General features: G+C 37.4%; 23 protein-coding genes. 10 read left to right on the top strand and 13 right to left on the bottom strand.

The genetic code is table 11. The features are described 5' to 3' along the window. Positions 1 to 62: 62 nt before the first annotated feature. From FC57_RS03890 to FC57_RS03860, 7 genes are all read left to right on the top strand, one after another. A complete protein-coding gene (locus FC57_RS03890) occupies positions 63 to 1,373 on the top strand; it encodes an NCS2 family permease (protein ID WP_040529493.1) in 1,311 nt (436 codons plus the stop codon). A gap of 238 nt (positions 1,374 to 1,611) precedes the next feature. Beyond that, a complete protein-coding gene (locus FC57_RS03885) occupies positions 1,612 to 2,202 on the top strand; it encodes a DUF4097 family beta strand repeat-containing protein (protein WP_236695706.1) in 591 nt (196 codons plus the stop codon). Positions 2,203 to 2,248: 46 nt separating this feature from the next. Further along, complete coding sequence (locus tag FC57_RS03880) at positions 2,249 to 2,503, top strand: hypothetical protein (protein ID WP_007125876.1); 255 nt, start codon at positions 2,249 to 2,251, stop codon at positions 2,501 to 2,503. Positions 2,504 to 2,596: 93 nt separating this feature from the next. Beyond that, the gene (locus FC57_RS03875; RefSeq protein ID WP_007125875.1) at positions 2,597 to 3,037 is read left to right on the top strand and encodes a CopY/TcrY family copper transport repressor; all 441 of its coding nucleotides are present in this window, start codon (positions 2,597 to 2,599) and stop codon (positions 3,035 to 3,037) included. Between the two features lie 11 nt (positions 3,038 to 3,048). Then, positions 3,049 to 3,426: a cupredoxin domain-containing protein gene (locus FC57_RS03870; protein ID WP_040529491.1), complete on the top strand. Its 378-nt coding sequence runs from the start codon at positions 3,049 to 3,051 to the stop codon at positions 3,424 to 3,426. Then, complete coding sequence (locus FC57_RS03865; protein WP_007125873.1) at positions 3,426 to 3,713, top strand: cupredoxin domain-containing protein; 288 nt, start codon at positions 3,426 to 3,428, stop codon at positions 3,711 to 3,713. Before FC57_RS03870 ends, FC57_RS03865 begins: the two co-directional genes overlap by 1 nt. Next, entirely contained in the window at positions 3,713 to 5,647 is a 1,935-nt protein-coding gene (locus FC57_RS03860) for a copper-translocating P-type ATPase (protein ID WP_007125872.1), read from the top strand. Before FC57_RS03865 ends, FC57_RS03860 begins: the two co-directional genes overlap by 1 nt. A 21-nt stretch (positions 5,648 to 5,668) precedes the next feature. On the opposite strand, the gene FC57_RS03855 is transcribed toward FC57_RS03860, so the two are convergent. From FC57_RS03855 to FC57_RS03845, 3 genes are all read right to left on the bottom strand, one after another. Then, entirely contained in the window at positions 5,669 to 7,252 is a 1,584-nt protein-coding gene (locus FC57_RS03855) for an ATP-binding cassette domain-containing protein (RefSeq protein WP_007125871.1), read from the bottom strand. A gap of 63 nt (positions 7,253 to 7,315) precedes the next feature. Next, entirely contained in the window at positions 7,316 to 8,161 is an 846-nt protein-coding gene (locus FC57_RS03850; RefSeq protein ID WP_007125870.1) for a helix-turn-helix domain-containing protein, read from the bottom strand. Positions 8,162 to 8,172: 11 nt separating this feature from the next. Then, complete coding sequence (locus FC57_RS03845; protein WP_007125869.1) at positions 8,173 to 8,820, bottom strand: Crp/Fnr family transcriptional regulator; 648 nt, start codon at positions 8,818 to 8,820, stop codon at positions 8,173 to 8,175. 95 nt (positions 8,821 to 8,915) lie between these two features. Here FC57_RS03845 and FC57_RS03840 point away from each other — a divergent pair, with 95 nt between their 5' ends. Then, a complete protein-coding gene (locus FC57_RS03840) occupies positions 8,916 to 9,470 on the top strand; it encodes a hypothetical protein (RefSeq protein WP_007125868.1) in 555 nt (184 codons plus the stop codon). 124 nt (positions 9,471 to 9,594) lie between these two features. Then, the gene (locus tag FC57_RS03835; protein WP_007125867.1) at positions 9,595 to 10,947 is read left to right on the top strand and encodes an MFS transporter; all 1,353 of its coding nucleotides are present in this window, start codon (positions 9,595 to 9,597) and stop codon (positions 10,945 to 10,947) included. Between the two features lie 57 nt (positions 10,948 to 11,004). On the opposite strand, the gene FC57_RS11100 is transcribed toward FC57_RS03835, so the two are convergent. From FC57_RS11100 to rpmH, 10 genes are all read right to left on the bottom strand, one after another. After that, positions 11,005 to 11,163, bottom strand: a complete 159-nt coding sequence (locus FC57_RS11100) for an SPJ_0845 family protein (RefSeq protein ID WP_007125866.1) — start codon at positions 11,161 to 11,163, stop codon at positions 11,005 to 11,007. A gap of 59 nt (positions 11,164 to 11,222) precedes the next feature. After that, the gene (locus tag FC57_RS03830; protein ID WP_148449512.1) at positions 11,223 to 12,326 is read right to left on the bottom strand and encodes a hypothetical protein; all 1,104 of its coding nucleotides are present in this window, start codon (positions 12,324 to 12,326) and stop codon (positions 11,223 to 11,225) included. 96 nt (positions 12,327 to 12,422) lie between these two features. Beyond that, entirely contained in the window at positions 12,423 to 13,982 is a 1,560-nt protein-coding gene (locus tag FC57_RS03825) for a ClC family H(+)/Cl(-) exchange transporter (protein WP_007125864.1), read from the bottom strand. A 103-nt stretch (positions 13,983 to 14,085) separates the two neighbouring features. Continuing rightward, entirely contained in the window at positions 14,086 to 15,489 is a 1,404-nt protein-coding gene (gene gndA, locus FC57_RS03820) for an NADP-dependent phosphogluconate dehydrogenase (protein ID WP_007125863.1), read from the bottom strand. A gap of 213 nt (positions 15,490 to 15,702) precedes the next feature. Beyond that, entirely contained in the window at positions 15,703 to 17,511 is a 1,809-nt protein-coding gene (spxB, locus tag FC57_RS03815; protein ID WP_007125862.1) for a pyruvate oxidase, read from the bottom strand. 374 nt (positions 17,512 to 17,885) lie between these two features. Next, positions 17,886 to 19,784, bottom strand: coding sequence for a tRNA uridine-5-carboxymethylaminomethyl(34) synthesis enzyme MnmG (mnmG, locus tag FC57_RS03810; protein ID WP_007125861.1), 1,899 nt, complete (start codon positions 19,782 to 19,784; stop codon positions 17,886 to 17,888). Positions 19,785 to 19,792: 8 nt separating this feature from the next. Further along, the gene (gene mnmE / locus FC57_RS03805; protein WP_007125860.1) at positions 19,793 to 21,178 is read right to left on the bottom strand and encodes a tRNA uridine-5-carboxymethylaminomethyl(34) synthesis GTPase MnmE; all 1,386 of its coding nucleotides are present in this window, start codon (positions 21,176 to 21,178) and stop codon (positions 19,793 to 19,795) included. A gap of 110 nt (positions 21,179 to 21,288) precedes the next feature. Next, the gene (locus FC57_RS03800) at positions 21,289 to 22,143 is read right to left on the bottom strand and encodes a YidC/Oxa1 family membrane protein insertase (RefSeq protein ID WP_148449511.1); all 855 of its coding nucleotides are present in this window, start codon (positions 22,141 to 22,143) and stop codon (positions 21,289 to 21,291) included. A gap of 1 nt (position 22,144) precedes the next feature. Continuing rightward, a complete protein-coding gene (rnpA, locus tag FC57_RS03795; protein ID WP_007125858.1) occupies positions 22,145 to 22,513 on the bottom strand; it encodes a ribonuclease P protein component in 369 nt (122 codons plus the stop codon). A gap of 51 nt (positions 22,514 to 22,564) precedes the next feature. Beyond that, positions 22,565 to 22,705, bottom strand: a complete 141-nt coding sequence (rpmH, locus tag FC57_RS03790) for a 50S ribosomal protein L34 (RefSeq protein ID WP_003549412.1) — start codon at positions 22,703 to 22,705, stop codon at positions 22,565 to 22,567. 473 nt (positions 22,706 to 23,178) lie between these two features. Here rpmH and dnaA point away from each other — a divergent pair, with 473 nt between their 5' ends. Next, complete coding sequence (gene dnaA / locus FC57_RS03785; RefSeq protein ID WP_040529486.1) at positions 23,179 to 24,546, top strand: chromosomal replication initiator protein DnaA; 1,368 nt, start codon at positions 23,179 to 23,181, stop codon at positions 24,544 to 24,546. Positions 24,547 to 24,575 lie beyond the last annotated feature (29 nt).

Here is a 24,575-nt window from a genome sequence, read left to right as displayed (position 1 = left end):
TTTTACCCATGACTTTGGGTAAGCTATGTCCTTTTTCTTTTTGTTTTTATTTTGGAGGCGCAATGGATTTTTTAAATAAAGTCTTTCATTTAGAAGAAGCTAACACTAACGTTAAACGCGAATTAATCGCCGCATTAACCACGTTTGTCAGCCTCTCCTACATCTTGTTTGTTAACCCTAATATTTTACATGCAGCTGGTATCCCTAAAGGTGCAGCCTTCACTGTAACGGCCATCGCTACAGCAATTGGTTGTTTCCTGATGGGCTTTATTGCAAACTACCCTATTGCCTTAGCTCCAACTTTAGGTAGTGGTGCTTTCTTCGCATATAACGTTTGTGTAGGGATGCATATTTCCTGGGAAACAGCTTTAGCTGCCGTTTTAGTAGCATCTATCTTGTTCATCTTGATTACCGTCTTCAAATTGCGTGAAATGGTAGTTAATGCGATTCCACAAGATATGAAATATGCTATTTCTGCTGGTATTGGTTTATTTATTGCCTTTATTGGTTTGAAAAATGGTCAATTAATCGTTAATAGCGATTCTACGTTGGTTACTTTGGGCAAGTTTAGCAACTCAGCTGTTTGGATTACATTATTTGGCTTGGTTTTGACTGTGATCTTAATGGCTTTGAGAGTGCCTGGCTCAATTTTTGTGGGCATGATCATTACCGCTATTTTTGGCATGATTATCGGTCAAATTCCATTGCCACACGGCATCATTGCGGGTGCACCAAGCATTACCCCAACCTTTGGTCAAGCCGTCTTCCACTTAAAGGATATTAATACAGCACAGCTTTGGATGGTTGTTTTAACCTTCTTGTTAGTAACTTTCTTTGATACTGCAGGTACTTTAATCGGAATGACCGAACAAGCTGGCATGGTTGATAAAGATGGCAAGATTCCACGTATCGGTCGTGCTTTCTTGGCCGACTCAACTGCTATGGTTGAAGGTGCCGTTTGCGGTACTGCTCCACTTGGTACTTCAGTAGAATCAAGCGCTGGTATCGCTATGGGTGGTAGAACTGGTTTAACCGCGATCTTCGTTGGTATTTTCTTCATCATCAGTATGATCTTCAGTCCACTTCTTGCCGTTATCCCAACTACTGTAACGGCTCCAGCTTTGATCATCGTTGGTGTATTGATGGCAAGCAACTTGAAGAAGATCGACTGGGACAAGTTTGAGATTGCTTTCCCTGCATTCTTGACAGTTGTCGGCATGCCATTGACTTACAGTATTTCAGATGGTCTGGCTTTAGGTTTGATCGCCTACCCAATCACAATGATCGCATCTAAGCGCGCTAAGGAAGTTACCCCGATGATGTATATTCTATTCGTGGTATTCATTGTCTTCTTCCTAGTTACTAATTTATAGAAAAATAAGCAAAATTCGTTCCTCGTATGGAGCGGATTTTTTTGTATCTTTTGCATCTCACTCTACGATAAAATATCTGTAGGGGGAATTGTTTATGAAAAACAAAAAACTTATATTATTGCCTGGGTTATTTCTTACTCTAGGCCTTTTTCTAGCAGGCTGTAAATTCCATACTTACACTGACAAAAACTCTGGTCCAGTAGTTAAACAAACACTTTCTGAACAGAAGTTTAATTCTATGAAAGTTTCGACAGATATTGTTGATACCGAATTGCATGTTGGTAAAACATACAAAGTTATTTATCACGGCTTGAAACGTTTTAAACCTAGCGTTCAAATAAAAAACGGCATTTTAACAATCAAACAAGAAAATAAAGGTGGGCGTTATCGCATTTCTAAAGATAATGTGATCGCCATCTACTTGCCAGCAAAGGAATTACAAAAAATTGATATGCATCTAGAAGATGGCGATGTTGATTTTTATGGTAATATTCGGGTAAAAACTATTGCGCTTTCTGCTGAGGATGGAGACATCACGATTGATAGCTTGTATGCAAAGAATAAAGCCAAGATCGACTCAGAAGACGGAGATGTTGAAGTTGATAAATTGTTTACAACAAATGGAGCTAAAATCACCTCAGAAGATGGAGATATCAAGGTGAAGCAAAGTAACGCCCATGGCTATTATTTATCCTCTGATGATGGGGATGTAACCTTTAAGGGAACCGATCATGACAATGATGACGATGGTGGCTCATATACCAAAAATATTTCCAGCTCTAATGTCTTATTTGCTCATAGTGATGATGGAGACGTGACCGTTAACTAATTTTTCTTCTTGATACGCTATACTAAATATCAAGGAGAAATTAATCATGAAATTAACTAAAAAAACGCTTTGGATTCTCGGCACCCTGTTTTTTTCAGCCATTGCTGGAATCTACTTTTATCTCAATATTCATAATCCTTCAGGAACTACAATCGCAATTATCTTAGCTGCACTAGCACTATATTTTCTTTTTCAAACAGGACAACTTTATCAAAAAATGTGGACTAAAATTTTAGTCTATCTGCTTGATGTGGTATGGATTATTGCAGTTTTATTACTTGTGGGAATATTTGTGAAGTAAGGAAGACACTCGTCTTTCTTTTTTTATTGCATTAAAGTTTACAAATGTAGATTTTAAGAGTATAGTTACAAATGTAAACGTAAGGAGGAAAAGATGGTTACTCTTCAAGAAAAAGAAAGCACAATTTCCGATAGTGAATGGGATGTCATGCGAATTATTTGGACTCTTGAACCAGTTAGTTCAACTAAAGTAATTCAAGAATTGCAGGCTAAAAAAGATTGGTCTGAATCTACAATCAAGACTTTACTTCGACGGTTGGTTAAAAAGAACCTGCTAGAGACGTCTAAGGAAGGCAGACACTTTGTTTACTCTTTCAAGATTAATCAGACGCAGGTAATGACAGAGGCCGCACAAGAGCTTCTAAATCGCATGTGCGACATGCATAAAGGCGAGGTGCTCTTGCAGCTGCTGGCTAATTCCCCTATTTCTAAAAGTGACCTAGAAAAAATAAAACAAGAAGTTACTGTAAAAGAAAAAAGTGCTCCTGATAAAGTTCCTTGCAACTGCTTGTCAGGTAAAGAACACTTTTGCTAGGAGGGACTAAAATGGGTATCTCACAAATTATTACGTTAGTTGTGGCAGTTTTGCTGATCGGCTTTATTGTTTGGTGGTTCTTTGGCAAACACAAAGAAGCTATCGGCACTGCCAATATTGATCAAGGAACACAAGAAGCAAACATCGTTGTCAAAGGTGGCTATTCCCCTTCAACTGTTGTGTTGAAACAAGGCGTTCCAGCTAAGGTCAACTTCGATATGAAGGACTCAACTGCATGTTTGTCTCACGTTGTTTTTGAACAATTAGGCGTGAATAAAGATTTAACTAAACAGAAAATTACTACTATCGATATTCCTACTGACAAGAAAGGCACTTATAACTTTGCTTGCGGCATGGATATGTTTCATGGAAAGGTTGTTGTTAAATAATGAGTATTTTTTCAAAGAATCAAACTAAAAAAGTTGTTGTTAATGCAGAAAATCATGGTTACAAGCCTGATGTTGTTACCTTTAAACAAGGCAAGCCAGCTAAGTTAAAGTTCATTGCTTCAGATAATATGGGATGCATGAACGAAGTGGTTTCTAAAGACCTCAATTTTGATGAAAAATTAGATGGCAAAAAAGAAGTTACAATCAATGTTCCAACCGACAAGCCTGGCACTTACAACTACGCTTGTGGGATGGATATGTTCCATGGAAAAGTAGTGGTTAAGTAATGAAACTTTCTAATATTCAACGCTTCTGGATTTCATTCATTCTAGCAATCCCAATGCTTATCCAGATGTTCGCAATGCCCTTTCATTGGATGATGCCAGGCTATAATTGGATCGCTTTTATCACGACTACAATTATCATGGCAATCTCCGCTGCACCTTACTGGAGCAGTGCTTGGGCCGCTTTTAAAAAGCATAGCGCTAATATGAATACGCTAGTGGCAGTCGGTACTGCTGTAGCTTACTTCTACAGTATCTTTGCCATGTTTACTGGACGTGAAGTTTACTTTGAAAGTGCCGCTTTCGTAACGGTCTTCGTCCTTTTGGGCGACGTTATGGAAGAGAAGATGCACAATAACGCTTCAAACGCTTTGGCTAAATTAATCGACTTACAAGCTAAGGACGCTGAAGTCGAGCGTGATAGTCAATTCGTCAAGATTCCATTAGATCAGGTTAAGGTTGGCGATATCATTCGTGTTAAGCCTGGTGAAAAAGTACCTGTTGATGGTGAAATCATCACTGGATCTACGACAATTGACGAATCAATGGTCACTGGTGAAAGTATGCCAGTCACTAAAAAGAAGGGCGACAATGTAGTTGGCTCAACGATTAATACCAACGGTACTTTCACCTTTAAGGCTACCAAAGTTGGTAAAGATACGATGCTCTCTCAGATCGTTGATTTAGTTAAAAAAGCACAGACTAGTCATGCTCCTATTCAAAACCTGACTGATAAAATTTCCAATATCTTTGTTCCAGCTGTTTTGATCATTACGATTATTACCTTTGTAATCTGGTACGTCTTCTTAGGCGCAACATTGGTCAATGCAATGCTGTTCGCCGTTTCTGTAGTCGTTATTGCCTGCCCATGTGCATTGGGATTGGCTACGCCAACTGCATTGATGGTCGGGACTGCTCGTAGCGCCAAGATGGGCGTTTTAATCAAGAACGGTGAAGTTCTTGAAGAAGTCAGCGATATCGATACTGTTGTTTTTGACAAGACGGGTACGATTACCGTTGGTAAGCCTCAAGTAACTGACCTCGTTGGCGATCAAAACAAGGTATTGACTATTGCGGCCAGTTTGGAAGAAAATTCTGAACACCCTTTGGCAACAGCCGTGGTTAAAAAGGCTAAGGATGCTAAGATTGCTTTAGCCCAAGTTAAAAATTTTGCAGCTATTGAAGGTAAAGGTGTTAGAGCTACTTATGATGGACAAACTGCCTTCGTAGGTAGCGATAAATTGCTGGAAGATATCTCTATTTCCCAGGAAATGAAAGATCAAGCAATTAAATTGCAAAAGGAAGCTAAGACCGTTGTCTATGTTGGCTTAGGAGATCAAATTATCGGGCTTATTGCGATTCAAGATGTGCCTAAGGCTAGTTCCCAGGCCGCTATTGCCGAGCTGAAGAAACGCGGTTTAAAGACCATTATGCTTACCGGCGATAATCAAAATGTTGCGGAAGCTATCGGTAAAGAAGTTGGGATTGATCAAGTGATTGCAGGCGTTTTACCAACTGAAAAGGCTGCAGAGATTAAGAAATTGCAAGATGCTGGTAGAACAGTTGCCTTCGTCGGTGATGGAATTAACGACGCGCCTGCTTTATCTACAGCTGAAGTTGGGATTGCCATGGGTTCAGGAACTGACATCGCGATTGAATCCGGTGGTATTGTCCTCGTTCAGAACGATTTAATGGGCGTTGTACGGGCTTTGGATATTTCTAAGAAGACTTTCAACAGAATTAAGTTAAACCTCTTCTGGGCCCTAATATACAACACCATCGGCATCCCTATCGCCGCTGGTCTCTTCATGGGATTAGGATTAACTTTAAGTCCCGAGCTGGCAGGTTTAGCAATGGCCTTTAGTTCCGTATCAGTGGTAACCAGCTCACTGCTTTTGAATAAGACAAAAATTGCTGGAGAATCAGCAAAAGCGTAGCTTTCATGCTACGCTTTTTTGTTAGAATTGAATAATTTGATCTGCTTTATTTATTAACTCATTACTGTATACATGAGTAACATATAGCACTGTTTGATGTGGCAAGGAGAAAATTCTATCTTCAACTTTTCTTAAAGTATCTTTATCTAATCCAGATGAAAATTCATCTAAAATCAAAATCTCCTTATTTTGCAAAAGGAGTCGTGCAAGCTCAATTCTTTTAGCTTCTCCACCTGAAATAGACTCCGAGCTAATTTGTTTGCTCAAAGAATCTTCATTTGCCCACTTGTTTAATTCAACAAACTTTAGCACCTCAATTAAATCCTTATTCGTTTTATTTTGATACAGTGATAAATTATTGGCTAAAGTGGTTTCAAATATGTGTCCATGTTGCGGCAAATAGCCTATTTTGGAATATAATGTTTGATCTGCAATATTCGTAATATCCAATTCATTAAAAGTAATAAGACCTTTATAATTCAATATTTGTTTCGTTAGTATTTTAAGAAAAGTAGTTTTTCCACTGCCACTAGGTCCCTTGATCACATACTTCTGGTTTGCCAGAATATCAAGGTTCAATGAATCAAGGATTTTCTTTTGATCGTTTTTAAACGTTACATCCCTAAAACTGATTTTTTTAAATGTATCTAATTGAAGGTTATTCTGTAATTCATTAGAATTTACCGGGATTTCTGTTTCAATCTTTTCGAAGAGCTTTTTACCACCAACTATCTGAGAAAACATATCAGCACAACTGTATATTGGAAATGAAATATTAATCACTAATTGAGAAAAGGCTACAACTGATGCCATCGTCATTTGTTTATTCAGAATAAAAAATGCCCCAATTAGCCATGTACCTAAATACAACACATTTGAAAAAGCATGGTTAAAAGCTGTTGAAAGATTCTGTGCCTTTAATTCACTTTTTTGAAATTGTAATACTCGTGTATTTTCAATCTTTTCTTGTGTATCAATCAGCTTACTACCACCATTAATTTTCCAATCTGCAAAGCCAAATAAATAATCAGATATCTTAGCGATGTACAAATCTGTTTGCTTAATCGTCTTAATTTTTGTGTTTTCTAAAACCTTTCTAAAAATCAATGGTAGCAATAAATTAGGGATGCTTAGGATAATTGCTATTATGGCCATAGTTGGATTTACTGCAAGGGCTATAACGCATGCAACTATAAATTGAATTATTAAGTAAAACGCCCAAAATATTGCAGCAAAATAATTTTCATCCAGATTATCCATTTGAGCAGTCATTAGCGAAACATACTTACTTGGAGTGTGATTATCAAAAATAGATATTCTCTGAGCCGTGATCCGTCTGAAGACTATTCCTCGATATAAATTAACAGCTTTTTTAGCCAGATATTCAGAATTAAACTGTTGAAAATAATAGGCGAAGCCTTCAAGCAAGATAAATACCATTACTGATATGACTATTACGTAATATGGTATCTTGCTAGAGTCTTTCACATTATTAATAATAAACTGCAAAACCAGAGCATCTGACACCGTGATAACTGCAAGTACTAGTGACAGAATGGCAAAAAGTAAGATATATTTAGGATAATGCTTTATAACGTATTTCATGCGATTGTTCCTTTGTTCATGGACTATCGCACTATTTTACTGAATATTTTTTATTTTCCAAATCTATTTCGATATATCGAAACTTAATCGATTAGCTAAAGACGTATAGCCACATCTTGCAAGTAGATCCTTTAGCTCAGTCATATGCTTTTGATCACCTTTCAAATAATCTGCATAATACTGTCCTACCAATTTCTTTAGACCATAAACGTCATTAGCAGGTAAGCTTTCTATTAAATCAAGCGATTTCCGAACATATGTACCCATCTTATAAACGAAAATTGCATTGAATACGTAGTTTATACAGATAGTTGAAATACGACGTTGCACACTATCTGGGAATCTACTAATATCCGCATATTCTTTTATGATTTGTTTCATTCGACGTTGTAGAATACTTTGATTCATTCTTGGCATAGAATTACCAAATAGAATTAGAGCTTCTTTGTTTTTAACCCAATCATTTGATTTATATAAATAGTTACTAATCTCGTCTATTGTATTTTGATCAAGAGATGCCATGTGGTCTTTTAATTCTGCAGTTACTAAAATCGCTCTATATTTCAAGCCCAATGAAACTTCTGGATCTGTAAGTATTTTATTTTTTATTTCATTTGCTTTTTTAATGTCTCCACTATTGAAAGATTGCGATAGTTCCAAAGATAGTTCGTCCGTCAAAGACACATCATCCTGTAATTTTGAGAAAAACTCCATTATATCTACATTATTGTTCTTAAGAAGTAAAATTAACTGTTCACTATCTATATCTGCCTTTTTACCATTTTTAATAATGCCGTTTTCAATTTCAGAATATCTTGATACAGAAAGATGAATGTTTTTTATCCACTCTCGTTGAGTCTTATTCTGGGCTAATCTTTCTTCTTTTAACACTTGTCCTATGTTTAGCATTTTTCTAGTCTTTACTGTATTTTAATTCTTTTACCTTCGACACTGATTAATTCATCTTTTTCCAAACTTTTTAGCTGTCTACTCAACGTTTCCGGTGTAACACCCAAATAGCTTGCTAAATCCTTCTTCTTCAACTTCAGCTGAACGGTACGACTCTCTTGCTTTTTAGCCAAATCTTCCAAATAAGCTAAAAGGCGCTCCTTAGCGCTCATTGAATTACGCCGAATCGACTTGGTCTCAATAGCCACGAGTTTTTGACCAAAACTGTTCAGCAAATTAAGTGCCAAATCAGGTGTCTTCTTCAACAGATTTTGAAAGTCCTTGCGATTAATGGAACAAACATAAGTATCTTGTAGAGCTTGGACAAAATTTTCATTGTTATTATCTTGAAATAAATTCAATTGCCCATCAAAATCTCCTTGATTTAATACGCCTAAGACAGTTTCCTTGCCTTCCGCATTAAGGCTATAGATTTTAGCACTGCCTTCATCCATAAAGATCAATCCATCCTTGCCGTCCCCTGGTCGACGAATGATGCTTCCTTTTGGAAAATGTTCTTGGTGCGTTGAAATTGGTGCAATTTTCTTTAGGATGCTATCTGATAATTTTGAAAAAAGTCCTACCTGACTGATACATGCTACAGCTGAATGTTTTTTCATAAGATTCCTTCTTTTCTTGATCTACATCAATTTTTATCAAAAGCATTGTACATATAATTAAACTAACAAATCAAGAAAAGAAAGGAACTTTGACAATGACTAAATATATTGCAAATATTCAACCTTTAAATGCAGATAAAATCGGTACTAAAGCTCATGGTACTGCAACTTTCGAAGAAAACGACGACAAGCTTCACATCCATGTAGAAATGTTTGATACACCAGCAAATATTGAACATTGGGAACATTTCCACGGTTTTAAAGATGGTAAAAAGGCCCATGTACCTACTATGGCTCAAGATACTAACCATGACGGCTTCATCGACTTACCAGAAACCGAACCTGTTTCTGGTACGACAATGGTTCCTCTTGATGATGCCCCAGAAAAGATGAATATCCCTCATGACGGCTATCCTGTTGCTGATAGCAATGGTCATTATGAATATGATGTCAACGTTCCATTAACTGAGTTGCAAGCTAAATTCAAAGATGCCTTTGGCAGTAGTGACCTTCAATTAGATAAGCGAGTCGTTTATGTTCATGGGGTTCCTAAAGATCTTAAATTACCAGACAGCGTTGGCGGTTGCGTAATGAGTTATGATGCACATACTACTTTACCCATCGCCGCAGGTGAAATTGAAAAAGCATAACCAAAAAAGCCATCATTTGATGGCTTTTTGCATATCTTCTTATTATTTGTTAGCATATTATGTAAAGCTATTATTTAGATTTACTTAAGGAGTTGATGAATAAGCAAGCCGTAGCCTTGCTCTTATGGAAAATAACGAGAATATTAGACGTGAAAGAATTATCAAAACTAAAAAGAATTATAAACGCGCACCATTAATGCCAGTTCATTTACGAGTGTTAATTGCAGTCATCCTAGGTCAAATCGCCTGTGGGTATTCCCTGGGAATTAGTGGTACCGCACTTTCTAATGCTGCCAAGTATATTCAAATCAGTGATTTATGGACTGGTTTAATTGGAGCAGGATCACTAATTGGACTGGCTGGCAGCCTTTTGGTAGGACGTTTATCTGATAAAATCGGTCGACGCAAAATGTTAATGATTAACATGTATGTTTTAACCATTTTTACATTGCTGCACTTACTAACAGCTAATTTCTTATTAACTTTTATTATCAGAGTCGGTATTGGTTTAATGATTGCCGTTGATTACACTGTCGGTAATGCTCTATTAACCGAATGGTTACCCAAAGGCGAAGACAGCAAGCGTCAGAGTCATCTATTAATCTATTGGACAATCAGTTTTATCTTGTCATACTTAGCCGGATCATTTATTACTGGTTTAGGCAGTTATACTTGGCAAGTTATTCTAGCAACTGGTGCAGTGCCTGCCTTAATTACTGCCTTATTTAGAAGCTTCTTCCCACTTCCTGCATCCCCAAGTTGGTTAGCTAGTAAAGGGAAAGTCAAGAAGGCCAATAAAATTATCCGCAAACATATGGGACGCAAATGGAGATTGCCTGCAAGATTCATGAGACGCGATAAAGCAAAGAAGCCTAAAAACATTTCCTGGGCAATTCTATTTTCTAAAAAATATCTGCGCCATACTCTTGTTGGTGGTATCTTTTATGCTTGTCAGGCTTTCTCATTCTTTGGCATTAGTATTTTCCTGCCAATTTTGCTTAAAAGCATGAATATTACTAACAGCAGTATTTCTGGACTTATTTATAATGGCGGAATGATGGTTGGTGTGATTATCGGTATTCTGCTCTTTAACCGCATCAGCAGACGTGCTTTCCTAATCAGTAACTTTTTCCTTTCTGCGGTTTTGATCGGGACATTAGCTGTATTACCTAATTTGAATTCTATTCTTAAATTAATTATTTTCGCATTATTTGCTATTATTTTGTCATCTGGACTAGTTCTTGATTACCCATACCCAACTGAACTTTTTGATATCAAAGTCCGTGGTACTGGTGTAGGCACATGCATCACTATCAGTCGTATTGGAGCTGCCGCAGGAACTTTTCTATTGCCTATTTTGACCAACCAAGGTGGAAGCAATTTAGCAATGATTGTTTGTGCAATCGTGTTGTTCTTTGCCTTCATCGTTTGTCTGATCTGGGCACCAGAAACTTCGCCACAATTTAATCAAAAATAAATAATAATTAACTATTCAAAAAGGCAAATTGCATGAAAGCAATTTGCCTTTTTATTACTACTTCTTATCTTTACCTTTTTTCTTCTTAGCCTTTGAATCCTTATTAAGCAATTCTTCTGGATCTTTATGCTTTGGCGTTTTCTTTGGATCTGGAACGGTCGCAAAACGATCAAGCATCTTTTGTAAATTATTAGGGTTTTCAAAAGTTAATCCCATGGAACATCTTCCTTTCGTTTTCTAAATTATAGAAAAAGTTTGCGCTGCTGACAACTTATTTAACCATGATAGTCGACAAAGCGTTGCATTTTAATCATATCTGAGCTAGCTAAGTCGACGCTAATCAAATCATCATAGCTATGATCACTTACGTCACCTAAATCATATTCCGTTAAGATTTTAAGATCAAAACCTTCTTCATTACGTTCTGTAACTAGACCTAATCGATCTGGATAATGATAGATCGAATCACTAATTTTAACTACACGATCATTAGGCCAATCCTCAATTACTTCAGCAGGCGACTTAATCTCCCCTCGCAAATTGATTGAACGCTCCAAGTGATCCGGATCAAAACTGTTGTTTTTCTTCTGCCATTTTACTAGGTAATTAAAGTAATTTAGCTTTTCTGAATCTTCGGAAATATGTGCAATATGACTACGTGAAATTACTGCAATCGATTCTACCTGACCTAGCTCGTTTAAACTTTCAAGAATTAGATTTTCTTCATCATATTTAAGTACTTTACCAATTGCAAAGCTACCAAATTGATCATCAAAAGTATAATCAAAGTAAATTTCAGCTAATTCCAAATCATTATCATAGTTCTTATTCTGCTTTAAATATTGAACAAATAGTCGATTATCTATGCTGTTGATATCAATACAAACAATATCTGCTAGAGGAATGACAGTGGCGTAATGTTCAAGAATAGTTTCATTTTTCTCTAGAATGCGGACCTCGTTTTTGTCCAATTGAGTAATTAAGCCAGTATAAGTTACACCGGTATTAACTTCAACCGTAATAAAGGGATGCTCATCAGATGCATTAATTAGAAGATCATAAATATTGGTAAAATCCCAGTGTAGTACAGAAGCATTTAATTGTTTCATATGGAACGGATCATAGATGCTAGCAGTCGCATAATAATGTAGCACAGGAGTATTATCCTCTATTTTAGCAATTTGGTTTTCTCTAATAAAAACCACACCACCCCAGTTGCCGTCTTGGTCAACTGATTCTAACGTTATCCAGCCATGATGCCGATTAATAATTTGACCAATATAATAAGAATTCGCATCAATAAAAGTGATGCTTTCATCTCCATCCAGATTATATTTTTCCTGATCCGCATTTAACGTGATCTGTACTAAATTATTCACCTTCATCCCTCTTTTCTACATAAGTTTAAGTATCTAATATAACCTATTTTTGTGCAAGAAAAAAGACGGCATATATGTATGCCGCCCTTATTTCAATTATCCATCAAGTTCAACGCCTTGCAGGTCTTTCATTTTACTGTAAACACGACCTCGTTGACTTGAATCAAACTCCAAAACAAGCATATCGCCGCCACGAATAATCGTCTGACCGGTTGGGATTATTTCATCCCCATCGCGACGAATTGTTCTAATCCTTGTATCTTCAGGCCACTTAATATCAGCAACTTTTTTATCAACCAATTTACTGCTCTCATAGACTGGCAGAACCATTTGATCAGCCTCTCCAGTATAGTTAGCCTTACGATCACTGTGCGTGTCCATAGCAGCTGCTAGCAGACCATAGATAGGCTTGCCGCCTAAGAGCTCATCCACTAAAAGTGCAATAAATGCTACTACAGCTAAAGGCATTAAGTGCAGCAAGGAGCCAACCATTTCGGTAATTAAAATAATTGCTGTAAATGGTGCACGAATAATTGCAGCAAAATAGCCAGCCATTGAGAAGATTACCAAGTTAACTACTAAGCGTTGTGGCAATAGACCTAATTGAACCATAAACAACCCATAGGTTGCACCAATTAATGCACCCATAGTCAAAATTGGTAAGAAAATACCACTTGGTAAGCCCGAATCATAAGTCACAATTGAGAAGACGATTCTCATCACATAGTAGAAGGCTAAGAGTCCAACCAATCCCCATCCTGTTTTAGTAATCATATGGGGAAGAGCTAAAATCAAACGATTACCTGGACCTGTAATTAAAGGCCAGAAGTAAGCAATCGGGATCAAAATAGCCAATGGAATAAGACCATGAAGCCAACGTGGCAAAAAAGTAATTTTTGCATAAACCTTTTTCAGACTAAATAGACCAACCTTATACAAGTGTCCGAGAAGGCCTAATAAGATTCCTAAAACAATCAAATGCCAATATAAGATAATGGGGAAAGAATAATTATATGGAATAGCTAAAGCATGACGAATCCCAAACAAATTTGAAACAACAAAATTTGAAGCAATTGCACCAGCTAAAGCATTCATCCAAACAAGTGGTGAAAAGTTATGAAAGACTTCTTCTAGAACAAAAAGTGCGCCACTAAGTGGAGCTCCAAAAGCAGCTGATAAACCACTCGAAGCACCAGTAGCCAACAAAATTCGAGAATTAAGTTTATTCTGCTTAAAACCCTGTCCTACGCCTTGACCAATTGTAGAACCCAATTGCAATGAAGGTCCTTCTGGTCCTAAAAAGAGTCCAGTTCCAATAACCAGAATGCCGCCAATAAGTTTCCGCCATAAAATTGGAAGCCATTGTAAATGTAGTTTTCCTTGCAATTGCAGCTTAACTTCTGGAATACCGGATCCACCTACGTGGGGATACTGTTTTACAAAATAACCAGCAATCACAGCTACTGCAATGAAGCCAATGATAATTGCAATAAACCAAGCTGGATTCCGATGCGCCAACTGGAATAGATACAACCAGAATCCTGAAGTTTCTTGGATGCCAAATCTAAACAAACCAACTATTATTCCAGTGCAGACACCTACAACCAAGGCCTGCATCAGTAATTTAATGTTGGTTTTATTTCCCTCGTCTTTCATATAATCCTCTCTTTTACTCGAAAAACCATGCCGCTATTATTGTACACTAAAAAACCAGCTAGAATATCTCTAACTGGCTTTATTTAGTTTCACATGAAACTACTTATTTTTCTTCGTACCATTCAGTGTGGAATGTACCTTCACGGTCGTTTCTAAGGTAAGTGTGAGCACCGAAGTAATCACGTTGACCTTGAATCATGTTAGCTGGCAAGTTTGGATTGAAGATTGATTCCAAGTAATTGAGAGCTGCACTTAAAGTTGGAGTTGGTACACCAACCTTAGTAGCAAATTCTACTGACTTTCTCAAAGATGGCAAGTTCTTTTCTGCCAAGTTTCTGAAGTATTCATCTTGGAATAAGTTCATTGGCTTCTTGCCATCACTATAAGCATTTTCAATATCCTTAAGCATAGCAGAACGAATAATACAACCAGCTTCCCAGTTTTGGGCAATTGACTTAAATCTTAAGTCCCAGTTATATGCTTCAGCAGCCATAGTCAATTGTTGGAAACCTTGAGCATATGCGACAGCTTGAGCTAATTGCAAAGTTTTGCCAAATTCGTCTACCAAGTTATCTGGCAAGTCGCTATTTTCTTCAAATGTAATTGGCTTAATTCCTTTCTTAACTGCCATATGAGCTTGCTTACTCATAAAACGAGCCATAACGGCTTCACCAATTACAGTTACAGGAGCACCAAGAGCAACACCATCTTCAAGCATCCAGTTACCAGTACCCTTGTATGAAGCAACGTTCAAAATATGATCAATAACGTGATCTTTAGTTAAATCATCTTTCTGTGCTAAAACCTTTGAAGTGATTTCACTCAAGTAAGCTTCAACCAAACCATGGTTCCATTCGTCAAAGATCTTAGACATTTCGTCATCGCTCTTACGAGCAACGTCACGCAACAAGTTGTAAACTTCGGAAAATTCTTGCATGATACCATATTCGATACCATTGTGTACCATTTTTACATAGTGGCCGGCACCTTCAGGCCCCATGTAGCTAACGCATGGTTGGCCTTCTTTATTCTTAGCGGCAATAGCTTCAAGAATCGGAGCAACCTTCTTGTAGGCCTCTTCATCACCACCTGGCATAAGAGCCGGGCCGTTCAAGGCACCCTCTTCACCACCAGAAACACCCATACCAATGAAGTGAATTCCGTGTTTTTCCATTTCATGGTAACGACGGTTAGTATCGTGATAGTTTGAGTTACCACCATCGATTAAAATATCGCCTTTGTCTAAAAGTGGGAGCAATTTTTGCAAAGTTTGATCAACTGGATCACCAGCCATGATTTGAATCAAAATCTTCCGTGGCTTTTCAAGTGAGTTAACAAATTCTTCCCATGTGTAGCATGGCTTTAACTTATCATCTTCATACTTAGCAAAGGCATCAACTTCTGGCTTATCAATTGAAAAACCAGAAACTGAGAAGCCGTGATTTCTAACGTTTAAAGCAAGGTTCTTGCCCATAACAGACAAGCCGATAACGCCGAATTGTTGCATTTCTCTAATTCCTCCATATTAATCAAAAATCATCAAATATTATTATACGTTTAAGCACGTAAAAAAGCGAAACGAAAAGTTTTAAATTTAATAACTAATTTATTATTGCTTAAAAATGTTTCACAGGGCTTTTGAAAATTTCCTAGGAAATATTTTAGACAAAAATAAAGAGACGAGATTATTTCTCGTCTCTTTATTAGTTACTCAACCATATTAATGTTGTGAAGCACCTGAAATTGTATCAGGAGCAGGTTCTTCTTCTGGTTCTGATTCTTCATGTTGAGATGCACCTGTTGCAGCATCGGCTTCTAAGCCATACTTTTCAGCAAAGTAGCTAAATGGCTTCAAGTCTTCAGCTTCATACTTCTTAACGAATGCTGGATCGTCAAGTGAGTTCAACTCAGTTGAGTAAGGCATATTGTGCGTGTACTTAACATCGATTAACATTGGGCCGTCCATCTTCTTGAATTCGTCAACAGCTTCTTCGAATTCTTTCTTGGTACGAACTGTTACGCCTTTAACATTCATACCTTCAGCAACTTTAGCCCAATCATTATCTGGAAGCTTTACACCTGATAATGGTTGGTTAGATTCATCAACTTGTTCAGCTTCAATGTAACCTAAAGTTTCGTTGGTGAAGACAACATTTAAGACGTGCATGTTGTAGCGTGCCATTGTCAAAAGTTCTTGGTTCATCATGGCGAAGCCACCATCACCTGCCAAATTCCAAACTTCACGGTCTGGGTAAACTGTTGCAGCCATTAATGCGGCAGGAGCACCATAACCCATAGTTGCGTGCAAGCCTGATGTAGTCCACTTTTGATCATCATGCAAGTTTAATAAACGGCAGGAATCAACATTAACGTTACCAACATCAATTGCAAAGACTGCGTTATCATCAGCCTTCTTGTTAATAACGTCCCAAATTGGTTCTTGACGAACTGGCATTTCATCAGAGTTCTTAAAGCTGTCTTCCCATGCATCCCAGTTTTCACGGTCCGCAATAGCGGCCTTGTACAATGGTGACTCGCTTCTCTCTTCACCAGCATCAATAATTGCACGAAGTGCCTTTTTACTGTCAGCCAACATTGAAACATCAGTTGAGTGACGTTTACCAAACTTAGCTGGATCAACATCGATTTGAATTACTTTAGCGTTCTTAGGGAACCATAATACTGAGAATGGTGAGTTATTACCAACCCAAACGACTAAGTCGGTTGCAGTTTGAACTTCTTGAGCAGCTTTTGGTCCAATACGGCCAATTGTACCCATGTAAGCTGGGAATTTGTCTTCCACAATGCCCTTGCCTAAGTATGATGACATAATAGGAGTCTTAAATTTTTCAGCAAATTCCTTCACTTCTTCGCCAGCATCTTTAGCACCTAAACCAATGTACATGGTTGGGTTTTTAGCTTCTTTCAAAAGCTTAACGGCTTTATCTACTGAGGCCTTAGTTGGTGCTGGGTAGTTTGCTTCTGGACGAGCATTCTTATTTACACGGAAATTATCTTCAATCTTTTGCCAACCATAGTCCTTAGGAATGATCAAAACTGCAGGACCTTTTCTGGCATAAGCTTGACGAATAGCTTCATCAGTCAATACTGGAATAAGTTCCGGAGTCTTAGCTGAAGCACACCATACACTAGCATCTAAGAACCATTTATCTTCGTCAAATGCTTGGAAGAAATCAATGTCTTGCTTGCTAGTTGGAACGTTAGCCACGATTGCTACCATTGGTGTCTTATCGTATTTAGCATCATATAAGCCGTTAAATAAGTGAGCGGCACCAGGACCAGCTGAGCCAAAACATACACCCAACTTACCAGTAACTTTATATTCAGATGAAGCAGCAAGTGCGCCAGCTTCCTCGTGACGAACTTCGATAAACTTCATCTTGTCTCTAAAGTCATAAATAGCATTCATGCTGGAATCAAAAGATCCACCTGGGAAACCATAAATATGATCAATTCCCCAATCATAAATAACTTTAAGCATCGCATCAGAACCATTAATTTTAGTCATATAAGTGCATCTCCTTAATTTCGTTTCTTTCATAATGTATTAAAGCACATTTTTTCACATTTGCAAAACGCCAAAAGTACCGTTATTATGCAAATGAAAACGCTTTTGTAAAAATAACCATTTCACAAAGTCTAATTAATAAGAACTTATAGATCACTAATTGAGAGCGTTTTCTATTGTGATTTCATGAACATTATTATACTAAAATAAGTTTATTTTATATATATTTATATTTACTTATAGCTAAAATTTAAGAAAAATTTTTTAATTATTGAGGTTCTTAATACGCACTTATATATTTTGGTTATCTTATATCTAAACAAAAAAGACATTATTCGTTAAAACTGAATAATGTCTTCTATATTTAGTCTAGATTACTTTTTAATCTTAGAGTAACGCCCATTTTGAATATAAACACTCAAAATTGCCAAGTCAGCTGGGTTAACACCTGAAATACGTTCTGCCTGAGCTAAAGTTTCAGGACGAATTTTTTCAAACTTTTGGCGAGCCTCAGTAGCTAAACCTTCAATCATCTCGTAATCAATATCTGCTGGAATCTTTTTAGCCTCTTGTCGCTTCAAACGAGCAATTCGGGTTTCTTCTTTCTTGATATAGCCGGCATATTTAATACCAATTTCTACTTGTTCTTTAACGTAACGATCGCCCTTGATCTTTTCCCCAGTAAGACGTTCAATGTCATCGATCGTTACATTTGGACGACGCAGGAAGACGTCAGCCTTAACGCCTGCTTTCATTGGTTCTTGACCAATACTCTTCAAAAATTCTTGTACTTCATCAGTCAAATGGACTGTAATCCCATGCAACCTCTCTTTTGCATCCCTAATAGCTTGTTTCTTTTCTTCAAATCTCTTGTAACGTTCATCGGAAATTAATCCAAGTTGATGACCATATTCAGTTAAGCGCAAGTCAGCATTATCAGTACGTAAAATCAAACGATATTCAGCACGGCTAGTAAGCAAACGATATGGCTCATTAGTACCCTTTGTTACTAAATCATCAATCAAGACACCGATATAAGCATCGTTACGCCCTAATGTAAAGCCTGGCTTGTTTTGTGCACTAAGTGCGGCATTAATCCCAGCGATTAATCCTTGACCCGCTGCTTCCTCATAACCGGAAGTTCCATTCATTTGACCAGCCGTAAACAAGTGCTTAAGCTTTTTAGTTTCTAGCGTATGTTTCAATTGCCAAGGCTCAATAACGTCATATTCAATGGCGTAGCCAGGACGCATTAATTCTGCATGTTCTAGCCCTGCAACAGAGTGAACCATCTTCAATTGCACTTCTTCAGGCATGGAAGTTGAGAAGTCCCCAACATAGACTTCCTTGGTAGTCTTCCCTTCTGGTTCAAGGAAAATCTGGTGGCGATTCTTATCTGCAAAACGTACAACTTTATCCTCAATTGAAGGACAATAACGTGGACCTACGCCCTTAATTACCCCAGTAAACATAGGAGCACGATCAAGGTTGTTTCTAATAATCTCATGAGTAACTGGATTGGTGTAAGTCATCCAACAAGAGATTTGATGCTTTAAATAATCTGCATCTCTACTTTCAAATGAAAAATGCCGCGGAGTCTTATCCCCAGGCTCTTCTTCAGTCTTGGAATAATCAATTGTATTACCGTTAACACGTGGAGGAGTACCAGTCTTAAAGCGACGCAACTTAAAGCCAAGCTTTTCTAAATTCTCTGACAGCTTAATTGATGGGGTCGTATTGTTAGGACCTGAAGAATAAGTAAGCTCACCAATGATAATTTTGCCTCGAGCAGCGGTTCCTGTAGTTAAAACGACGCTTTTGGCATGATACTTGGCACCAGTGTTGGTAATTACGCCCTTGCAGACACCATCTTCAACTACCAATTCATCCACGATTGCCTGACGTAAAGTTAAATTAGGAGTATTTTCGATGGTATCTTTCATATGCTCATGATATTGCCACTTATCAGCTTGTGCACGAAGAGCACGTACAGCCGGACCTTTACCAGTATTAAGCATCCGCATCTGAATATAGGTAGCATCAATATTTTTACCCATTTGACCACCTAATGCATCAATCTCACGGACTACTGTACCTTTAGCTGGACCACCAACGGATGGGTTACATGGCATAAAGGCTACCATATCCAATCCAATCGTTACCAGCAATGTTTTTTGGCCCATATGAGCACTGGCTAGAGCGGCTTCACAGCCTGCATGTCCTGCCCCTACAACGATTACATCATATTCATTTGAATCATATGTCTTAATCATTCTTCCTCCTACTTTCCTAAACAGAATTGACTGAATAATTGCGTAATTAACTCATCAGGTGCGCTTTCACCAGTAATTTCACCTAGTGTATCCCAAGCACCAGTAAAGTCAATCTGTGCGATGTCAACAGGAATACCATTATCTACAGCCTGAACTACATCTTGCAACTCTTTCTTGGCTTTAGTTAAAAGCGAAGCTTGGCGTTGATTTGTAACCATAATTTGATCATTAGAATTTTCAATCCCAGCAAAGAATAATTTGTTAATCATTTCTTCCAAATCATCCAGATTCTTTTCTTGAAGGATTGAAGTTGAAATAACATCGCTACCAGTTAGTTTTTTCATCTGATCAACTGTTATTTTTTGTCCTAAATCAGATTTATTCAAAATAATAATCCGCTTCTTTGACTTAGTTTCTTCAATCAATGCTTTATCTTCAGCTGTTAAATCTTGACTCGCATCAATCAACAACAAAACTAAATCTGCACGTTCAAGGGCTTTTTTGGATCGTTCAACTCCTATTTTCTCAACTTTATCTTCTGTGTGGTGAATCCCAGCAGTATCAATTAGCTCCAGAGGTACGCCTTTTACAGACACATATTCTTCAAGCGTATCACGCGTTGTCCCAGCTACATCGGTAACAATCGCTTTATCACTTTGAGTTAAATAATTAAGCAGAGACGATTTACCAACATTAGGACGACCAACAATAGCTGTTGCCAAACCATTACGTAAAATTTTACCTTCTTGCGCGGTTTTAAGGAGACGATCTATTTTTTTAATCACGTCAGTAGCTGTATCAGACATTTGTTTTGCAGTTACCTGATCTGCATCATATTCTGGATAATCAATATTAACCTCAACATTAGCTAGAGTATCCAAAATCTCTTGTCGCAATGCACGAATTTTATGAAGCAAGCCACCAGCAAGCTGATGTACCGCAACTTGACGTGCCTTATCAGTTTTAGCACGAACAATATCCATCACGCTTTCTGCTTGTGTTAAATCAATTCGTCCATTTACAAAAGCACGCTTAGTAAATTCACCAGGCTCTGCCATTCTAGCACCATTGCTCAATAATAGCTGCAAGATATGATTAGTAACAACAATCCCACCATGGCAATTGATTTCGACAATATCTTCGCGAGTAAAAGTCTTAGGTGCACGTAATACAGTAACCATTGATTCATCAATAGTTTTACCCGTATGAGGATCAATAATATGACCATAATGGATAGTGTGTGTTGGCACTTTGCTTAAATCTGCACCTTTAAAAACCTTATTTGCAATTTTAACCGCATCTTCTCCAGACATTCGCACAATGGAGATTCCACCCTCACCAATTGGAGTTGAAATTGCGGCAATCGTATCAAATTCTGTTAAAGTTTGAGCCATAATTTTTTCCTTTTCTCAATAAAAAAAGTGCATTATACCACCACGAATAAACATGATGGATAAAGCACTTTGACTACTTTATCTAAAAATCATTTTAGATTGATATTCTTTTATTTGTTTTTGCGTCCTAAACGCTTGTAAGTTCTTCTTAGTTTACGCTTACGTTCACGTTCAGCTTCAGCCTTAGCTTCTTGCTCTTTCTTATACTTGATAGGATTTTGCAAGATAAAGGTCTGAACAGCCTGGAACATGTTGGAAATAACCCAATAAAGCGTGATGGCTGATTGGAATTGTAAAGCCATAACACCAACCATAATAGACATTCCATATGTCATTATCTTGGTCATTCCATTTTGAGATGACGCAGGTGTTGACAAGAAAGTAAACGCCATTGCCAAAATCGGCATTATAAAGTATGGATCAGGCTTGCTTAAGTCCATCCATAAAAAGCGCCCAGTCTGCAATTGTGGGGTACGTAAAATCGCACCATACAAAGCATACATAACAGGTAACTGAACTAACACAGGTAAACAACCCGTATATGGATTAACCCCTGCTTCTTTATAAAGCTTGTTAGTTTCTCGTTGTAATAATGTCCTTGATTCAGTGTCACGTCCTGGATACTTCTTACGCAACTCATTAATTTGTGGTTGAATGCTTTGCATCTTGGTTGTGCTTCGAATCGAAATAGCATTCAAAGGCAACAAGATAACACGAACAATGATGGTAAAGACAATAATAGCCCACCCATAACTATTGTTCATTAGATTTGCTAACCACAAAATGAAAGCTGACATGTAATAAACGATCCAACGATCCCACCAATTACCACTTGTATGTGATATTGGTGCCACATGACCGTTTGCGCCCTGAGTCGAACATCCTGTTAATACAACAGCCAATGTAACTACAGCCAGGACAACAAGAAGACGTTTGACATTTCTCTTAGTCAGAATGTCTTTCAATCTATTTTTCCTCAACTTCATCTGGCATTTCTTCAATAATATGAGCCAAAGCTAATGCATGCAGCAAGTTTTTGCGTACTTTGACCATATCAAAATTGCGAGCATAAGGTCGCGTAATGATCAAAAAATCAACATGCGGATTAATCTGCAATTTTTCTTCATCAATTACGGCCCGAATATAACGCTTGAGTCGATTGCGTGCGACAGCCGTATGACCAACCTTCTTGCCAACAGAAATACCTACACGAAAGTGCTTGTTTTCTGCTTTCTCTACTACATAGATAACAAAAGCACGGTTAGCGACTGAGTCGCCAGATTCGAAAACTTGCTGGAAATCTTTTTCAGATTTTACTCGATAAGACTTTCTCAAAACGTTTCATTCCACTCTAGTAGACTAAAAAAACCACTGGGATTCAGTGGTTTAAGCAGATAAGACTTTTCTACCTTTTGCACGGCGTCTTGCTAAAACCTTACGGCCATTTGATGTGCTCATGCGCTTCATAAAACCGTGAACACGTGAACGGTGACGCTTCTTAGGTTGGTAAGTTCTCTTAGTTGTCATTATAAACTGCACCTCCATATTTTTTGTGCCAACTGCACAATTTCTTATTAAGGATAGCACGAATAACAATAAAAACCAAGTCTTTATTAAAAAAAGGCTGTGCATACTTTCGTCTACTTTTTTCAAAAAGCGAAAAAATGAATGTGGATAAAATATTTTTTGCTTGGTTATAAAAATAAATTCACAGATTAATTCTCATTGTTTTCCACAACTCACACGGTGTTAAAAACTTAATTCACACCATGTGGATAACGCATATGGAATTTTCAATCAATTACTGATAGAATAGCATCTGTAATCCACATAGCAGCTGTGCATAAACTAACAGCTTTGCCTTTGTCATGTCAAAATGTGCATATTGCATTACAAAATATCCACAGCTTGTTAATACTGTTTATTTCTTTTTGCCCTGTGGAAAACTTATCTATGACATGCTAAAATAAAATTGCTTTTTACCAATGGAGGAATACACATTGTTCGACATTGAAAAATTTTGGCAGCAATTTAACGATGAAATGCGTGCTCGTTTTAATGAAGTTGCCTATAATGCATGGTTTAAAAACACTAAGCCTATTTCTTACAATAAAAAAACGCATGAATTAAAAATTCTTGTTCAAAATCCTGTTGCAAAAGGTTATTGGGAAAAAAATCTTTCTTCACAATTAATTCAATCAGCGTATGGATACGCGGGCATTGAAATCCTACCTGTATTTCAGATAAGTGAAACTGATGACAGTCCAGAAAGAATAGTTACCCCAGAGCCACAACATGATATACGAATTCGACAAGAGAAAAGGGAGCAAAAAGAATTCACTAAAGATCTGAAATTAAACGAAAAATATACTTTCGATAATTTTGTTCAAGGTGAAGGAAATAAACTGGCTGCGGGTGCTGCTTTAGCAGTTGCTGATAGTCCCGGAAGTTTTTACAATCCTTTATTTATCTTTGGTGGAGTCGGCCTGGGAAAAACACACTTGATGCAAGCTATCGGTCATCAAATGTTAGTCGAAAGACCTAATGCTAAAGCAGTTTATATACAGAGCGAAACTTTCGTCAACGATTTTATTAACTCTATAAAAAATAAAACGCAGGACCAATTCCGCGAAAAATACAGAACTTGTGACCTGCTATTAGTTGATGATATTCAATTCTTCACTAAAAAAGAAGGAATTCAAGAAGAATTCTTCCATACTTTTGAAACACTTTATAATGATCAAAAGCAAATTGTAATGACCAGTGACCGACTTCCAACTGAAATACCCGATTTATCAGAGAGATTGGTTTCTCGATTCACTTGGGGGTTGCAAGTTGAAATTACTCCACCTGATCTTGAAACACGAATTGCAATTCTACGCAGAAAAGCAGAAGCAGAGGGCTTAACAATTGATGATGATACACTCGATTACATTGCTTCCCAAGTAGACACTAATATTAGAGAACTTGAAGGAGCTTTGGTTAAAGTGCAAGCTTATGCCACAATTGAGAAAGCGGATATCAATGTTAACTTGGCTCGAGAAGCCTTAGTCGATCTTAAACTTGTCCAAAAAAATCGTGGACTACAAATATCCAAAATTCAAGAAGTAGTCGCAAATTACTTCCAAACTTCAACTGCTGAATTAAAAGGTAAAAAGCGAGTACGGCAGATTGTAGTACCACGGCAAATTGCAATGTATCTTTCACGTGAATTGACAGATGCTAGTTTGCCTAAAATTGGACAGGAATTTGGTGGGAAAGATCACACAACTGTAATGCATGCATATGATAAAATTGACAAGCAAATGAAAACTGATGCTGATATTAAAACTGCAGTTTTTGATTTGAAACAGATGCTAGAACATTAGTTAAAGTTATCCACTGTGGATAACTTTAT

The sequence above is a fragment of the Lactobacillus ultunensis DSM 16047 genome, assembly GCF_001436305.1.
Lineage (GTDB): Bacteria > Bacillota > Bacilli > Lactobacillales > Lactobacillaceae > Lactobacillus > Lactobacillus ultunensis.
The sequence above is the reverse complement of the archived record's forward strand: the minus strand, read 5'-3'. Positions and strand labels throughout refer to the sequence as shown.

Bases quoted from the DNA above. Each gene is read 5' to 3' on its own strand.
- FC57_RS03890 (WP_040529493.1), top strand. From the start codon at position 63: ATGGATTTTTTAAATAAAGTCTTTCATTTAGAAGAAGCTAACACTAAC.
- FC57_RS03885 (WP_236695706.1), top strand. From the start codon at position 1,612: ATGAAAGTTTCGACAGATATTGTTGATACCGAATTGCATGTTGGTAAA.
- FC57_RS03880 (WP_007125876.1), top strand. From the start codon at position 2,249: ATGAAATTAACTAAAAAAACGCTTTGGATTCTCGGCACCCTGTTTTTT.
- FC57_RS03875 (WP_007125875.1), top strand. From the start codon at position 2,597: ATGGTTACTCTTCAAGAAAAAGAAAGCACAATTTCCGATAGTGAATGG.
- FC57_RS03870 (WP_040529491.1), top strand. From the start codon at position 3,049: ATGGGTATCTCACAAATTATTACGTTAGTTGTGGCAGTTTTGCTGATC.
- FC57_RS03865 (WP_007125873.1), top strand. From the start codon at position 3,426: ATGAGTATTTTTTCAAAGAATCAAACTAAAAAAGTTGTTGTTAATGCA.
- FC57_RS03860 (WP_007125872.1), top strand. From the start codon at position 3,713: ATGAAACTTTCTAATATTCAACGCTTCTGGATTTCATTCATTCTAGCA.
- FC57_RS03855 (WP_007125871.1), bottom strand. From the start codon at position 7,252: ATGAAATACGTTATAAAGCATTATCCTAAATATATCTTACTTTTTGCC.
- FC57_RS03850 (WP_007125870.1), bottom strand. From the start codon at position 8,161: ATGCTAAACATAGGACAAGTGTTAAAAGAAGAAAGATTAGCCCAGAAT.
- FC57_RS03845 (WP_007125869.1), bottom strand. From the start codon at position 8,820: ATGAAAAAACATTCAGCTGTAGCATGTATCAGTCAGGTAGGACTTTTT.
- FC57_RS03840 (WP_007125868.1), top strand. From the start codon at position 8,916: ATGACTAAATATATTGCAAATATTCAACCTTTAAATGCAGATAAAATC.
- FC57_RS03835 (WP_007125867.1), top strand. From the start codon at position 9,595: ATGGAAAATAACGAGAATATTAGACGTGAAAGAATTATCAAAACTAAA.
- FC57_RS11100 (WP_007125866.1), bottom strand. From the start codon at position 11,163: ATGGGATTAACTTTTGAAAACCCTAATAATTTACAAAAGATGCTTGAT.
- FC57_RS03825 (WP_007125864.1), bottom strand. From the start codon at position 13,982: ATGAAAGACGAGGGAAATAAAACCAACATTAAATTACTGATGCAGGCC.
- gndA (WP_007125863.1), bottom strand. From the start codon at position 15,489: ATGCAACAATTCGGCGTTATCGGCTTGTCTGTTATGGGCAAGAACCTT.
- spxB (WP_007125862.1), bottom strand. From the start codon at position 17,511: ATGACTAAAATTAATGGTTCTGATGCGATGCTTAAAGTTATTTATGAT.
- mnmG (WP_007125861.1), bottom strand. From the start codon at position 19,784: ATGATTAAGACATATGATTCAAATGAATATGATGTAATCGTTGTAGGG.
- mnmE (WP_007125860.1), bottom strand. From the start codon at position 21,178: ATGGCTCAAACTTTAACAGAATTTGATACGATTGCCGCAATTTCAACT.
- rpmH (WP_003549412.1), bottom strand. From the start codon at position 22,705: ATGACAACTAAGAGAACTTACCAACCTAAGAAGCGTCACCGTTCACGT.